Genomic DNA, 14,856 nt, shown 5'->3' with positions numbered 1-14,856 from the left:
GCCATAGTCCAAAAAATCCAGAGCAACTCTGCCATTGGAGATGCAAGAAATGATCGTCAAACGCAGCCTTCTCAAGCTACGACACAGTATGGCATTTGTCGTTCTAATTATCTTGGCGCCATCCCTGTTCTTCGCCTACGGGGCACTCACCGCTGGTGAAGGCTACCTCCTCACCCTGGATGGCATGCTGAACCTAGCGCTTGGCGGGAGCGGGATCCTCTTGGGGATCGCTTTGATGACGCATTGCATCCGCGGATACTTGGATAAATCACCGCTGGTTTCGACGGACGAGGGCGGCATCCGTTTTGTCAAAAGAACACTCCCTCGCATCAAGGAAGAACGCATCCATGTCCCATGGCGTGACGTTGCGGCGATCAAGTCTTTCGATGATCGCGTTGCAAACAGGAGCTTTCACGAAGCCAAACGCGGCAGGAAGGGATTCAGCGTCGAAACCACCTCCGGGGACAGCCATTTCTTTGGATCCAACGATTTCGATGAGAAACTGCAAAACGTGACAGTGCTGCTTGTCGAAGAGTTGGAGCGCGCAGGCTTCTCTATCGAGCATATCCCAAGACAGCGCGGGTACGGCGTGGCGGTCGAAGAGTGGCGTGTCGTGGAGAACTCTGACACCGCCCCATAAGACTTGTGGTTTCAACAACTTGCCAAAGCTTCCTAGAGAGCCCGGAGGTCTTGGACACGTCTTGGTGGGGGCACGGGTCCGCTTCTGAGGGGTCCGCTAGGCCGAAATCGCCACGGGCACCGGGCGGCGTCCATCGGCCCAGGCGCGGACCGCATCGCCAAAGGCGGTGAAGAGCGGGCGCGAGACCGGGTCCTGATCGGCGTTCCATTCCGGGTGCCACTGCACCGACAGCGTGAAGCCCGGCGCATCGGCGATATAGATCGCTTCCGGCGTGCCATCGGGCGCGTGCCCGTCGATGATCACGCGCTGTCCCGCCTCCATGATGCCTTGGCCGTGCAACGTGTTGGTTCGCACCTCCGCCGATCCAAAGACCCGCGCAAAGGGCCCGTTGGGCGAGACCGAGACGGTCTGGCGGATTTCGAACTTTTCCTCCAGCGTTCCGTCGGGCGGCATGCGGTGGTTCTCGCGCCCCGGGATCTCGCGGATCTCCGGGTGGAGCGTCCCGCCCATGGCCACATTGACCTCCTGAAACCCGCGGCAGATACCGAGAAACGGCTGCCCCCGTTCCACGCAGGCCCGCACGAGCGGCAGGGTGATCCGATCCCGCGCCCGGTCGAAATCGCCGTGTTTTTCCGTGGGGATATGCCCGTACTCTTCGGGATGCACATTGGCGCGGGCCCCGGTCAGGACGAAGCCGTCACACACTTCCAGCAGCTCCTCGACCTGGACGAGTTCGGGGTCGGAGGGGACGATGAAGGGGATCGCGCCCGCCACATGGCTGATGGCGCAAGAGTTCATCGATCCGCCGGCATGGACCGGGTATTGATCGTTGATCAGGTATGAATTGCCGATAATCCCTACGACCGGGCGCGCCATGATACATCCTGTGAAACTGTGGTACAGCGCTGGATATATGGCATTTCCCGGATCGGGTCGAGAGACAGGGGCGCACAGGGCCGCACAGCCCATGTGCGTCTCTGTGCGCCCTGCTCAAGTCGCTGCGCGTCGTGGCACGGCTCAGGCGTCGGCAAAGAACCCGGCGGCCTCGATGGCGGCGGTGGCCGCGGCGGCATCGTTCTCTGAGGTGTCGCCTGTCACGCCCACGGCCCCGATCACGGCGCCCTTGCGGTCACGCACCAGAACGCCGCCGGGCACGGGCACGACCTTGCCTTCGAAAGCGCCGTTCATCGCGGCCATGAAATAGGCCTGGCTCTCGGCGCGGGCCATCTGGGCCGAGCCGGGCAGACCCAGCATCACCGCGCCATAGGCCTTGCCCCGCGCGATCTCGAACCGGCCCGGGCTGGCGCCATCCTCGCGCTCGAAGGCAATCGGATGGCCGCCTGCGTCCAGTACGATGACCGTGAGGGGCTTGAGCTCCATCTCCTTACCCTTTGCGAGGGTGGCCTTGATGATGGAGCGGGCTTTGCGAATGGAAATCATGATACGTCCTGATGGTAAGGCGGGCGCGACGCGCATCGCCGGAGACTGGGAAAAAGGGAGGCGTCCGCGCCGTCAGGGCCCGAACGCTGTGCGGGGCGGGTCCGCGGCGGGCGCATGGGCCCGCCGCCCCCGATCCTACGCGCTGAGGCTGGCGGGCTGTGCGGTCTGCGCCTTGAGCTCGAGCCGCCGGGCATGGAGCACCGGCTCGGTATAGCCCGAGGGCTGCACCCGGCCCTCGAAGACCAGATCGCAGGCCGCCGCAAAGGCCACCCCGTCAAAGCCGGGCGCCATGGGCTGATAGCTGGGATCCGAAGCGTTCTGCGCATCCACCACGGCGGCCATCTTGCGCATGCCTTCCATGACCTGATCCCGCGACACCACCCCGTGATGCAGCCAGTTGGCCAGCGCCTGCGAGCTGATCCGGCAGGTCGCGCGGTCCTCCATCAGGCCGACATCATGGATGTCCGGAACCTTGGAACACCCGACCCCCTGATCGACCCATCGCACTACATAGCCGAGAATGCCCTGGGCATTGTTCTCGATCTCGGCGGTGATTTCCTCGGCGCTCAGATTGCGCCCATCGAGCAGCGGAATGGTCAGCAGGTCAGACAAGCGCCCCCGGGCACCGCCCGCGGCAATCTCGTCCTGCCGGGCGAAGACATCGACCTTGTGGTAATGGGTGGCATGCAGCGTCGCCGCCGTGGGAGACGGCACCCAGGCGCAATTGGCCCCGGCCTGCGGATGGCCGATCTTGGCCTCCAGCATGCCCGCCATCAGATCCGGCATGGCCCACATGCCCTTGCCGATCTGCGCCTTGCCCTGCAAACCGCAGGCCAGCCCGATATCCACATTGCGATCCTCATAGGACGCGATCCAGGCCGTGCCTTTCATATCGCCCTTGGGCAGGAAGGGCCCCGCCTCCATGGAGGTGTGGATCTCGTCGCCCGTCCGGTCGAGAAAACCGGTATTGATGAAAGCGACACGGGCCTTGGCCGCATGGATACAGGCCTTGAGATTGGCCGAGGTCCGGCGTTCTTCATCCATGATGCCGATCTTGACCGTGTTGCGCGACAGGCCCAGCGCGGCCTCCACCCGGGTGAAGATCGTGTCGGTGAAGGCGACCTCTTCGGGGCCGTGCATCTTGGGCTTGACCACGTAGACCGAGCCATGGACCGAGTTGCCCCCGTCCCGCGCCAGATCATGCATGGCGATGAGCGTGGTGACCATGGCATCCATCAGCCCTTCGCCCACCTCGGCGCCGTCGCGATCAAGGATCGCGGGGTTGGTCATCAAATGCCCGACATTGCGGATCAGCATCAGCGCGCGCCCCTTGAGCACCAGCGGATCGCCATTCGGCGCGCTCGCGGTGACGTCCTCGGCCAGGGCGCGGGTGAAGGTCTTGCCGCCCTTGGAGACCTCCTCGGCCAGATCGCCCTTCATCAGGCCCAGCCAATTGCCATAGGCCTGCACCTTGTCGGCGCTGTCCACGGCTGCGACGCTGTCCTCGCAATCCATGATCGCCGAGACCGCCGCCTCGAGCAGCACGTCCGAAATCCCTGCCGGGTCCGCCGCGCCAATCGGGCTGGTGGGGTCGATCATCACCCGCAGATGCAGCCCGTTCTTGCGCAGCAGCACCGAGGTCACATCCCCTGCCGGGCTGGTGGTATAGCCCACGAACTGGTCCGGATCGACCAGCGGGCGCAGATCGCCGGCGACAAGCTCCAGCGTGCCATCGGCCACATCCACGCGGGTCACATCCGCCCAGGACACGCCCGCGAGCGGGGCGGCCGCGTCCAGATGCTGGCGCGCCCAGGCCATCACACGGGCGCCGCGCTCGGGGTCATAACCCTTGCCGCTCGGGCCGTCGCCCATGGCGTCGGTGCCGTAAAGCGCATCATAGAGCGACCCCCAACGGGCATTGGCCGCATTCAGGGCGTAGCGTGCATTGGTGATCGGCACCACGAGCTGCGGGCCGGGGATGGTCGCGATCTCGGGATCGACATTGGCGGTCTCGATGGAGAAATCCGCAGGCTCGGGCACAAGGTAGCCGATCTCCTGCAGGAAGGCCGTGTAGGCCTCCGCATCATGGGGTGCGCCGCGATGGGCCACATGCCAAGCGTCGATCTGGGCCTGCAGCTCCGCCCGCCTGGCCAGAAGCGCGCGATTGGTCGGCCCTTCGTCATGAACCAGCGACGAGAAGCCTGTCCAGAAGGCCTCAGCCGCGACACCGGTCCCCGGGAGCGCTTGCGTCTCGATAAACTGCGCCAGATCGGCGGCCACCCGGAGCCCTTGGCGATCAACCCGTTCCATGTCCTACGTCCTCCTTTGGCCCGCCAGTCCCCAGGACCCGGGCCTGTACCCCATTGTATGCGTTCGTACACGAACTAGGGAAGAAGTTTCCGATAGGCAACAAGACTTCGTAAAATCGGTTCGAAAAAACGACCAAAGCGGGCCATTTCTTGCGGTTGCGCAATTTTATGACGTCCGGGCTTCGTCTTTGTCGGAAGTTAGGGCGCGCGGGCTCCGGCGACAGCGTTCCGAGCAGTATTTCACCGCCTCCCAATCCCGCGCCCATTTCTTGCGCCAGTTGAATGGCAGACCGCAGGCCGCACAGGTCTTGCTGGGCAGGTAGGCTTTCTTGCGCATCCGCCCCATCAGAGATCGAAACTCAGCTGATCCGGCGCGGGTTTTGCGCCGCGTGTCCGCGTCGCCGTGGCGCGCCTCGCCTTGCGAGGCGCGCGGTCGTCCACAAACCGCCCCTGGGGATCCTTGCGGCTGGCGTGTTTCTCGACCACATGCGCGGCCTCGGCGCGGAATTCCGCGCCTGTGCGGATCGCCCAGACCTTCTGGCGTGCCTCGGCGGCGGCCGCCTTGGGATCGACGATGGGCGCGGGGTAGTGACGGTCGAGGATCTGCCCTGCCCCGTCCCAGCGCCAGGGCTCCTGCAGGTAGCGATCCGGCACGCGCGCCAGTTCCGGCAGCCAGCGTCGGGTAAAGACCCCCGCCGGGTCGTTGTCATGACCTTGCTTGACGGGATTGTAGATTCGCACCGTGTTCATCCCCGTCGTGCCCGATTGCATCTGCACCTGCGGCCAGTGGATCCCCGGCTCGAAATCCGTGAAGTACCGCCCGAGGATCACCCCTGACGCCCGCCAGTCAAGCCAGAGGTGATAGGAGGCCACAGCAACCAGCATCGCCCGCGCCCGGAAGTTCAGCCAGCCCGTGGCGATCAGCGACCGCATGCAGGCATCCACAAAGGGCAGCCCGGTCTCGCCTCGCGCCCAGGCCTCGAGCCGCGTTGCGTCAGGCTGGGCCGGACGCAGCCCTTCATAGGCACTGTGCAGGCAGCGATGCTCGAGGCTGGGCTGATCCTCCAGCTTCTGCATGAAGTGATCGCGCCAGGCGAGACGGGCCTCGAAGCTCTTCATGGCTCCGATCCAGCCGTCCCGGGTGCCCTTGGCTTCGACCTTGCGGGCTTTGGCGGCCTGGGTCGCCTCGCGGCCCGACAGGTTGCCCAGCGCCAGATGCGGGCTGAGACGCGAGCAGGCCGCCGCCCCGTCCAGTGGGTTGGCCATGGCGGCGCGATAGGTCTGGCCCCGCTCGGTCAGAAACCCGCCGAGCAGCGACAGCGCCGCATCCCGTCCGCCCGGCTGCCGCCCGGGGCATGGATCCGCCGCCAGACCGAGATCCGCGGCATCGGGCAACGCACCGCCCATGGCCCCGGCACCTGCCACCCCGCGCAGCGCGGGCACGGGCTGTTGCGGCGTGGCCATGCGTTGATCGCGCTGGCGCGCCCAGCCATCGCGCCCGGCAAGGCGGCGGACCACGCCCGATTGCGGCAGCTCATCCCACCGCACTCCTTGCGCCCGGGCCCAGGCGGCAACGGCCCGATCCCGGGCAAAGGTCCAGCTGTTCCCAGTTTCTTCATGGCTGATCATCCGGGTGATGCCATGGGTGACGCGCAAGGCCTCGAAGACGGCGACCGCCTGCCCGGTCTCGATGCGCAGCGGTGCGCCCAGCCGGGCAAGGGCGGCCGCCAGGCTCGCCACGCTCTCCCGCGTGAAGGCCCATTGCCGGGCGGATGTGTCGGGCTCGGCCCAATACTCCGGCTCGACCACATAGACGGGCAGGACCGGACCAAGTGCGGCCGCCGCGCAGAGGGCCGGATGATCCTCGACGCGCAGGTCACGCTTGAACCAGACAAGAACAGGGGAGAGAGCGGTCATGCCTGTCGAACTAGCGTGCGCGCCCGTCGGTCAAGACAGCCTGCGGGCGCGATGTCCTGACCAAAGTCCAGAGTGCGTAACGAGTAGCCCGTTTTCCCTATCCAAGAGCGCAGCGGATCTGTCGCGATTTGATGCAGCGATCCCCGCCATGCAGATCGAGCGGAGTCTGATCGACCGCAATCCCTTCTTGCCCTCAACCGCAGGTGACCCAACAACGCGCTGGACCGCCACGGGAACGGCACCCCGGAACGACGGCTGTGACGCTGCCCCCATGACGATCCCCCCTCGGCGTTCGGCGCCTTGGCGGCCTTGCGGGACGGTGGTGGCGCGAGTGATGGCACGGGGCGCGCGCACGAGCGTTCAGGGCCACTGGCCATTCCCGAAAAACTGTCGCAAATTGCAAAAACGCCCATCAGCAGGAGCCCGCAATGCGCGACGCCGCCCCCCAGACAATCCGTCTTGCCGACTACACCCCCTATCCGTTTCGCATCGACCATGTGGCGCTGGAATTCCGCCTCGCCCCGGTGGCAACGCGGGTCATCGCAACGCTCAAGATCACGCCGCTCTCCTCCGGGGCGGATATGCGGCTCGATGGGGAAGACCTGCGGCTGATCCGGGCGACGGTGGATGGCCGCTGGCTCGACCTGACGCCGGATGCGACCGGGCTGACGGTTCCGGCCGCCGAGCTGCCGGACGGCCCGTTCACCTGGGAATGCGAGGTGCAGATCACACCGGCGGAAAACACCGCGCTCGAGGGGCTCTACATGTCGAAAGGCATGTATTGCACCCAATGTGAGGCCGAAGGCTTCCGCAAGATCACCTTCTATCCGGACCGCCCGGATGTGATGGCCCCGTTCGATGTCCGCATTCTGGGCAACGAGGACGGTAGCACGCCGGTGCTCCTGTCCAATGGCAACCCGGATGGCCATGGCCGCTGGACCGATCCCTGGCCCAAGCCTGCCTATCTCTTTGCGCTTGTGGCGGGCCAGCTCGTCGCCGTGGAGGACAGCTTCACCACGGCCTCGGGCCGCGAGGTCGCACTGAAAATCTGGGTCCGTCCGGGGGATGAGGACAAATGCGCCTATGCCATGGATGCGCTGAAACGCTCCATGCGCTGGGACGAGACCGAATATGGCCGCGAATACGATCTCGACATCTTTCAGATCGTCGCCGTGGACGATTTCAACATGGGCGCGATGGAGAACAAGGGCCTCAATATCTTCAACTCGAAATACGTGCTTGCCTCGCCCGAAACGGCGACGGATCGCGATTACGAGCTGATCGAGGGGATCATTGCGCACGAGTATTTCCACAACTGGACCGGCAACCGCATCACCTGCCGCGACTGGTTCCAGCTCTGCCTCAAGGAGGGGCTGACCGTCTTCCGCGACCAGCAGTTCTCGGGCGACATGCGTTCCCACGCGGTCAAGCGGATCGACGATGTGCTGATGCTGCGCGCGCGCCAGTTCCGCGAGGATGCGGGACCGCTTGCGCACCCGGTACGGCCCGAGGAATACATCGAGATCAACAATTTCTACACCGCAACGGTCTATGAAAAAGGCGCCGAGGTGATCGGGATGCTGCGCACCCTGATCGGGCCCGAGGCCTATCGCAAGGGCTGTGACCTCTATTTCGAGCGCCATGATGGCGAGGCCTGCACGATCGAGGACTGGATCGCCGTCTTCGAAGAGGCCACGGGCGAGGATCTCACACAGTTCCGGCTCTGGTATGCGCAGGCCGGCACACCGACGCTCGACGTGGCGGAGGCCTGGTCGGACGGGACCTACACGCTCACCCTGCGCCAGGACCTGCCCGAGACACCAGGCCAGAGCGACAAGTCCCCCCAGGTGATCCCGGTGACCACCGGGCTTCTGGGCCGCGACGGGGCAGAGCTTGTGCCCTCCCAAACGCTGGTTCTGCGCGAACAGACGCAATCCTTCCGGTTCGAGGGCCTGCCCGAACGCCCCGTGCCGTCGCTGCTGCGTGGGTTCTCGGCTCCGGTGCGGCTGCGTCACGGGATCAGCCGCGCGGATCGGCTGCTTCTGCTGGCCCATGACACGGACCCGTTCAACCGGTGGGAGGCCGGGCGCAGTCTGGCCAAGGACACGCTGATCACCATGATCACCGAAGCCACCGCCCCGGCGGAGGCGTTTCTCGACGCGGTCATGACCGTGGCGCAGGATGCGCGCCTCGATCCGGCCTTCCGGGCCCTGGCGCTCGCGCTTCCCTCGGAGGATGATCTGGCCCAGACCCTCCATTCGGGCGGGGTAACGCCGGATCCCGATGCGATCTACGCGGCGCGCAAGTCCCTGACCCGGGCCATCGCGACCCATGGCGCCGAAGCCTTTGGCCAGCTCTATGACGCCATGGCCGTTCCGGGCCCCTACACCCCCGATGCCAAGGCCGCGGGCCAGCGTGCCCTGCGCGGCACAGCGCTGCGTCTGCTGTCCGAGATCGATGAGGGCGCGCGGGCCAAGGCGCAGTTCCTCGGCGCTGACAACATGACCGAACAGCTTTCGGCCTTCTCGGCACTGCTGAGCATCGGCAAGGGCACCAACGCGGTCAGCACCTTCTATGAACAATGGTCCGGCGACCGTCTGGTCATGGATAAATGGTTCGCGCTGCAAATCTCGCTCGCGGCACCCGACAAGGCCGTGCGCGCCTGCAAGGCCCTGACCGCGCACCCGGATTTCGACTGGAAGAACCCCAACCGCTTCCGTAGCACACTCGGGGCGCTGGCCATGAACACCGCGGGCTTCCACACGGCGTCGGGCGAGGGCTACGAGCTTCTGGCCGACTGGCTGATCCGGCTCGACCCGCTCAACCCCCAGACCGCCGCGCGGATGTCGAGTGCCTTTGACAGCTGGACCCGCTATGACGAGAAACGTCAGCGCCTGATCAAGATCGAGCTGGAACGGATCGCCGCAACCCCGGGCCTGTCGCGGGATGTCACCGAAATGGTCGGGCGCATCCTCGCCGCCTGACCTCGCATAACCCAACGGAGCCCTCCCTTGTCTCATCTCCTCATCACCGGCGCTAGCGCGGGCATCGGCGCCGCCTGCGCCCGGCTGTCCGCGCGCCCGGGCCTGCACCTGTCGCTGCACTACCGCTCCGATGCCGATGGCGCGGCCGCCGTCGCGGCCGATTGCGCGGCGTCCGGTGCCACCACCTCGCTCCATGCCGCGGATCTGGGCGATCCTGACCAGATCCCCCGGCTCTTTGCCGAGATCGACGCGGTGGGCGCACCGCTCACGGGCCTGATCAACAATGCCGGGATCGTGGATGTGCCTGCCCGGGTCGACGAGATGAGCGCAGATCGCGTGACCCGCATGTTCGCCGTCAACACCGTGGGCGCGATCCTCGTGGCTGGGCAAGCCGTGCGCCGCATGTCCACCCGCCATGGCGGGTCGGGCGGGGCCATCGTCAATGTCTCGTCCGCTGCGGCCCGTCTGGGATCACCGAACCAATATGCCGATTACGCCGCATCCAAAGGCGCCATCGACACCTTCACAAAGGGCCTCGCGCTCGAGGTTGCGGGCGAGCGCATCCGCGTCAACGCCGTGCGACCGGGCATCATCACCACCGAGATCCACGCCAAGGGCGGCCTGCCCGACCGCGCCGCGGATCTGGCTCACGCCGTGCCCCTCGCCCGCCCCGGCAGCGCCGAGGAAGTGGCCCGCGCCATCCTGCACCTGCTCTCGGATGAGGCCAGCTACACGACCGGCGCCCTGCTGGATGTCGCAGGCGGGCGCTGATCTGGCTTAAGTCTGGAAATATCCCGGGGAGAGCGCGAGAGGGGCTGGCCCCTCTCGCCCCGGGCGACGCGCGTAGCGCGGCGCAAAACCTCCCGAGCCAAGCCGCCAATCCCCTCAGACCGATCAGCTCTCGTAGCGGGTGTTGCCACGCCGGTTGGTGTCCAGCGGCAGATCCATGTGCAGCGGCTGATGCGCCCGCTGCGAGCAGCTCTGGCGCGGGCACATCTGACAATTGATCCCGATCTTGCCGAAAAGCTTGGTGTCGCTCAGCCGATAGGGCGCGGCATAGCCGATCCGCTCCGCATGGCTCAGCTCGCATCCCAGCGCCACCGCCAGTCGGCGCTCCTGGGTGTCGCGGCTGAACACCGGGCGATCCGTGGTCCGGCTGATGGTGAAGAACTGCTCCCCATCGGGCAGTTCCACGAATTGCGGCAGGATCACACCGGGCGAGGTGAAGGTGTTGTGGATGTTCCACACCGGACAGGCCCCGCCATACTCCGCCAAGTGAAACGACGTGGAGTTGAATCGCTTCGTAACATTTCCCGCCTTGTCGATCCGCATGAAGAAAAACGGCACCCCTTTGGCCCCGTCCCGCTGCAAGGTGGTGAGCCGGTGACAGACCTGCTCGAAGGCCACGGAAAACGCCGCCGCGATCCGGTCCACATCATACCGCGTGCGCTCCGCCAGCTCGAGGATCGGCTCATAGGGCATCAGCACGGCGGCCGCGAAATAGTTCGCCAACTCCACCCGACAGCGCGCCAGACCAGACTTCTCCGAGAGCCCTGCCCCCGCCGTCAGGCTGTCGAAAATCTCGGGAAATTCCACGAGGCCCAGCACATGGGCGAGCTGGAAAATCCGGTTGGGATGATCGAGCGCCTCGGACAAGCGCAGGCGCCTCGCCGCCTCGTCATAGACCCGCAGGCTGTCGGGCATGTCGTGGATCCGCTCCAGCGTGACGGTGATCCCATGCTGGCGGCTGAGCCGGTCCTTGAGGTCGGAATAGATGTCATCCGGCCCGCCGGGCATGGCTGCACGCACGGCCTCGGCGGCGCATTCCAGCTCGTCGAAGTGGTTGCGATGATTGCGAAAAAAGTCGTGGATAATGGTCTCGGGCGAGGTCGCCACCAGATCGGGCAGCCCGCCGTCAGAGCCCATGCGCATCACCTTCTCCAGCGTCGCGCGATGAGACTGGTGAAGCTGCAGGAACCGCGCCACCAGCTTGGGCGCATGATCCAGCGCCGCACGCAGTTCCGTCAGATCCGGAGCCGCATCGTCAAACACCGGGTCCTGCATGGCATGGCGCAGATCCGTCAGCTGGGTGGCCGCGTCATCCTTGACCAGATCGCGCCAATCCACGTTGTAGGTCTCGGTCAGCGCCATGAGCATCTGCACCGAGAGCGAGCGCTGGTTGTTCTCCAGAAGGTTCACATAGGCCGCGGAGACACCGAGGGCCTGGGCCATCTCTGCCTGTGTCTGCTTGCGCTCGCGCCGCAGCGCCCGCAGCCGGGGGCCCACAAGGGTCTTGCGCATGCCGAACCTTACAACATTACAAGTTTCGTCTCTGTTGCTCAGACATATAACACGCCAACCCGAAATCCAGTGAAATCTGCGGAACGCCGCTCCATGTTGCACCTCACGCCCAGCACGGGGCGCGGCCCGAAAGGGTCGCTCAAAGGTCATCAGGGAGGACACCATATGACACTCAACTTTACCCGCCGCGCCGCAATGGCCGTCGCCGCCGCCGCCGCGACATCCCTCGCCGCCCCCGCCATGGCCGACGACGACTGGAAGCCCAACAAGCCGATCGAGATGGTCATCATGGCCGGTCAGGGCGGCGGCGCGGACCGTCTCGCACGTCTGTTCCAGTCGATCATCCAAAAGGAAAACCTGGCCTCCATGCCCGTGCTGCCCGTGAACAAGGGCGGCGGCTCCGGCGCCGAGGCCCTGCGCTACCTCAAGGACAAGCCGGGCGACGCCCATGTCATCATGGCCACCCTGAACAGCTACTACACCACCCCGATCCGCACGGATATCGGCGTGGATATCGCCGAGTACACCCCGTTGGCGCGCATGGCGCTCGACACCTTCGTGCTCTGGGTCAATGCCGATAGCGACATCCAGACGCTCGACGATTATGTGGCCGCGGTGAAGGACGCTGGCGGCACCTGGAAGATGGGCGGCACCGGCACCGGGCAGGAAGACAGCCTCGTGACCGCGATGCTCGAGAAAGAGTTCGGCATCAAGCACACCTATGTGCCCTTCAAAGGGGGCGGCACCGTGGCCAAGAACCTGGTCGGTGGCCATATCGATGCGACCGTGAACAACCCGTCCGAGCAGATGGGCTTCTGGAAAGCGGGCAAGGTCCGCCCAATCGCTGCCTTCACGCCCGAGCGTCTGGCCGTCTTCCCCGACGTGCCCACCGCGACCGAGCTTGGCCATGACATCGTCTACTGGATGCAGCGCTCCTTCGTCGGTCCCAAGGACATGCCCGCCGAGGCCGTGGCCTATTACACCGCCATGTTCGAGGGCCTCGCTCAGACCGAGGAATGGCAGACCTACACCGAGGAGAAGGCCCTGATGTCGGACTTCCTCACCGGGGATGAATTGCAGGCCTATTTCCTCGAGGAGCGCGAGAAGCACGCTGCGATCCTCAAGGAAATGGCAGGTGAAACCGGCTCGTAAGATCCCCTACGCCGGACAGAGCGCGGGCGGCCCCGGAAGGCGGCCCGCGCTTGCATATAAGAACAAGCATTCACAAGGGGTTGGGGTATGCTGAAAGCCGAAAGCCTGATCGCGATGGCCCTGATGGGTCTGTCGGGATATTTCATGATCCACGCATTGGTGCTGCCCATTGGCTGGGTCGAGTATGAAGGCCCGGGAGGCGGCGCATTTCCGTTCTGGCTGTCCGGTATCATGCTGCTGACATCGGCCGCGATCCTGTTGCGATCCTTGCGCAGCGAGGCGCCCGAAGAGCCCTTTTTCGACCCCGAAACGCGCCGGGCGGTTCTGGCCGTGTCGATCTCCCTTGTGGTGACGATCGCGCTCCTGCCGGTTGTCGGCGCCTATGTGGCGATCCCGCTCTTCATGATTTGGTATCTGCGCATCTATGGCGGTCATGGCTGGAAACTCACGGCGATCCTGACGCTGTCCGTGCCCGTGTTTCTCTTCTTCTTTTTCGAAGTGACCCTGAAAATCCTGCTGCCCAAGGGCGTGACAGAACCGTTGTTCCTGCCGCTCTACGCCGCGTTTTTCTAAAGGAAACCGGACATGGATATCTTTGCTCTACTGGCCGAAGGGTTCGCAACATCCCTGAGCCCGCTCAACCTGTTCATCGTCATCATCGGCGTGACCGTTGGCCTGTTCATTGGCGCAATGCCCGGACTGGGATCGGTCAACGGGGTGGCAATCGTGCTGCCCCTGACCTTTGTCGTGCCCCCCGCCTCGGCGATCATTCTGCTCTGCGCCATCTACTACGGCGCGATGTATGGCGGCGCGGTCAGCTCGATCCTGCTGGGCATTCCCGGCGCCTCGACCGCGGTCGCGACCACCTTTGATGGCCGACCCATGGCGCAAAAGGGCGAGGCTGGCCTCGCGCTCATCGCGGCGGCTGTCGCGTCTTTTGTGGGCGGGACGATCTCGGTCATCCTCTTCACCGCCTTCGCCATCCCGCTTGCGGATCTCGCCCTCGCCTTCGGACCAGCTGAGGAATTCGCGCTTGTCCTTCTGGCCTTCACGACCTTTGTGGGTCTGGGTGGCGATGACGCACTCAAGACCATCGTGATGATCTGTCTCGGCCTCGTGCTCAGCACGGTTGGCCTGGACCTGATCTCAGGGCAACCGCGGCTGATCTTCGGGGATATGCCGGGCTTCTATTCCGGGATCTCGTTCCTGGTGCTGGCCATCGGGGTCTACGGGATCGGCGAGATTCTCTACACGATCGAGACCTCGAAATCCTCGCCCACCGTGACGGCAGCCAAGATTACCTTTTCCGAACTGCGCGCCGGAATGCGCCGGATGAACCAGCTGTGGAAAACCATGTCCATGGGCTCGTTCCTCGGCTTCTTCGTCGGGATGCTGCCAGCCGCAGGAGCGACACCGGCCGCGTTGATGGCGTACGGCATCGCGCGCACGACCTCCAAGAAGTCCGAGAATTTCGGCAAGGGCGAGATTGAGGGCGTCGCCGCCCCGGAAACCGCCAATAACGCCGCCTCAACCGGATCCCTCTTGCCGATGCTGACCCTGGGCATCCCGGGCTCGCCGACCACGGCCCTCCTGCTGGGCGGCATGGTGATGTGGGGCCTGGTGCCCGGCCCGATGCTGTTCATCGAGCAGCCGGACTTCGTCTGGGGCATGATCAGCTCGCTTTACACGGCCAATGTGGCGGCGGTGCTCATCAACCTTGCGCTGATCCCGCTCTTTGTCTGGGCGTTGCGGATGCCCTTCACCGTGCTCTGTTCGGTGGTCATCGTCCTGTGCATCGTGGGCGGTTTCGCCCCGAGCCAGAAGATCCACGACGTCTGGCTGATCGCGGCCTTCGGCATTGCAGGCTATGTCCTGCGCAAGGCGGATTACCCGCTCGCGCCGCTGGTACTGGCCCTCGTCCTCGGCCCGCTGATGGAGAAAAGCTTCCGTCAGACGCTGGTGATGGAGCAAGGCAATGTGTTTGCATTTGTCGAGCGCCCGCTGTCGGCTACATTCATGGTTCTGGCGCTGGTTTTCTTCCTGCTTCCGCTGCTGAAGTATGTGAAAAAGCCCGGCAAGAAGCAGGTCCCGGCGGAGTAACGCCGGGCGGACC

12 protein-coding genes are annotated in these 14,856 nt (G+C 65.0%); 6 read left to right on the top strand and 6 right to left on the bottom strand.

Annotation, left to right across the window (positions count from 1 at the left end; translation table 11 throughout):
* Window positions 1-49: 49 nt before the first annotated feature.
* Window positions 50-640, top strand: a complete 591-nt coding sequence (locus ACP150_RS16665; protein ID WP_424967802.1) for a hypothetical protein — start codon at window positions 50-52, stop codon at window positions 638-640.
* Window positions 641-736: 96 nt separating this feature from the next.
* Here ACP150_RS16665 and ACP150_RS16660 read toward each other — a convergent pair whose 3' ends face one another.
* The 5 genes from ACP150_RS16660 to ACP150_RS16640 all read right to left on the bottom strand — a co-directional run bounded on the left by ACP150_RS16660 (window position 737) and on the right by ACP150_RS16640 (window position 6,306).
* Window positions 737-1,516 carry a gamma-glutamyl-gamma-aminobutyrate hydrolase family protein gene (locus ACP150_RS16660; RefSeq protein ID WP_424967801.1) on the bottom strand — a complete coding sequence of 260 codons (780 nt, stop codon included), beginning with the start codon at window positions 1,514-1,516 and terminating at the stop codon, window positions 737-739.
* A 141-nt stretch (window positions 1,517-1,657) separates the two neighbouring features.
* The gene (locus tag ACP150_RS16655; protein WP_424967799.1) at window positions 1,658-2,080 is read right to left on the bottom strand and encodes a GlcG/HbpS family heme-binding protein; all 423 of its coding nucleotides are present in this window, start codon (window positions 2,078-2,080) and stop codon (window positions 1,658-1,660) included.
* Window positions 2,081-2,215: 135 nt separating this feature from the next.
* Window positions 2,216-4,390 carry a malate synthase G gene (locus ACP150_RS16650; RefSeq protein WP_424967798.1) on the bottom strand — a complete coding sequence of 725 codons (2,175 nt, stop codon included), beginning with the start codon at window positions 4,388-4,390 and terminating at the stop codon, window positions 2,216-2,218.
* Between the two features lie 165 nt (window positions 4,391-4,555).
* Window positions 4,556-4,726: a DUF2256 domain-containing protein gene (locus ACP150_RS16645; protein WP_424967797.1), complete on the bottom strand. Its 171-nt coding sequence runs from the start codon at window positions 4,724-4,726 to the stop codon at window positions 4,556-4,558.
* Window positions 4,727-4,734: 8 nt separating this feature from the next.
* Window positions 4,735-6,306, bottom strand: a complete 1,572-nt coding sequence (locus ACP150_RS16640) for a deoxyribodipyrimidine photo-lyase/cryptochrome family protein (RefSeq protein ID WP_424967796.1) — start codon at window positions 6,304-6,306, stop codon at window positions 4,735-4,737.
* Between the two features lie 428 nt (window positions 6,307-6,734).
* On the opposite strand from ACP150_RS16640, the gene pepN reads away from it, so the two are divergent.
* Window positions 6,735-9,290: an aminopeptidase N gene (gene pepN, locus ACP150_RS16635; RefSeq protein ID WP_424967795.1), complete on the top strand. Its 2,556-nt coding sequence runs from the start codon at window positions 6,735-6,737 to the stop codon at window positions 9,288-9,290.
* 27 nt (window positions 9,291-9,317) lie between these two features.
* Window positions 9,318-10,061, top strand: coding sequence for an SDR family oxidoreductase (locus ACP150_RS16630; protein ID WP_424967794.1), 744 nt, complete (start codon window positions 9,318-9,320; stop codon window positions 10,059-10,061).
* A gap of 123 nt (window positions 10,062-10,184) precedes the next feature.
* Here the strand turns inward: ACP150_RS16630 and ACP150_RS16625 are convergent, their stop codons facing one another.
* Window positions 10,185-11,591 (bottom strand): helix-turn-helix domain-containing protein, encoded by a 1,407-nt coding sequence (locus ACP150_RS16625; protein ID WP_424967793.1) that lies wholly within the window; start codon window positions 11,589-11,591, stop codon window positions 10,185-10,187.
* A gap of 165 nt (window positions 11,592-11,756) precedes the next feature.
* Here ACP150_RS16625 and ACP150_RS16620 point away from each other — a divergent pair, with 165 nt between their 5' ends.
* The 3 genes from ACP150_RS16620 to ACP150_RS16610 all read left to right on the top strand — a co-directional run bounded on the left by ACP150_RS16620 (window position 11,757) and on the right by ACP150_RS16610 (window position 14,843).
* Complete coding sequence (locus ACP150_RS16620) at window positions 11,757-12,743, top strand: tripartite tricarboxylate transporter substrate binding protein (RefSeq protein ID WP_424967791.1); 987 nt, start codon at window positions 11,757-11,759, stop codon at window positions 12,741-12,743.
* A gap of 87 nt (window positions 12,744-12,830) precedes the next feature.
* Entirely contained in the window at window positions 12,831-13,316 is a 486-nt protein-coding gene (locus ACP150_RS16615) for a tripartite tricarboxylate transporter TctB family protein (protein ID WP_424967789.1), read from the top strand.
* A 12-nt stretch (window positions 13,317-13,328) separates the two neighbouring features.
* Window positions 13,329-14,843: a tripartite tricarboxylate transporter permease gene (locus ACP150_RS16610; protein ID WP_424967788.1), complete on the top strand. Its 1,515-nt coding sequence runs from the start codon at window positions 13,329-13,331 to the stop codon at window positions 14,841-14,843.
* The last annotated feature ends 13 nt before the right edge of the window (window positions 14,844-14,856 follow it).

The sequence above is a fragment of the Dinoroseobacter sp. S375 genome (genome assembly GCF_049800775.1).
Lineage (GTDB): Bacteria > Pseudomonadota > Alphaproteobacteria > Rhodobacterales > Rhodobacteraceae > Dinoroseobacter.
The sequence above is the reverse complement of the archived record's forward strand: the minus strand, read 5'-3'. Positions and strand labels throughout refer to the sequence as shown.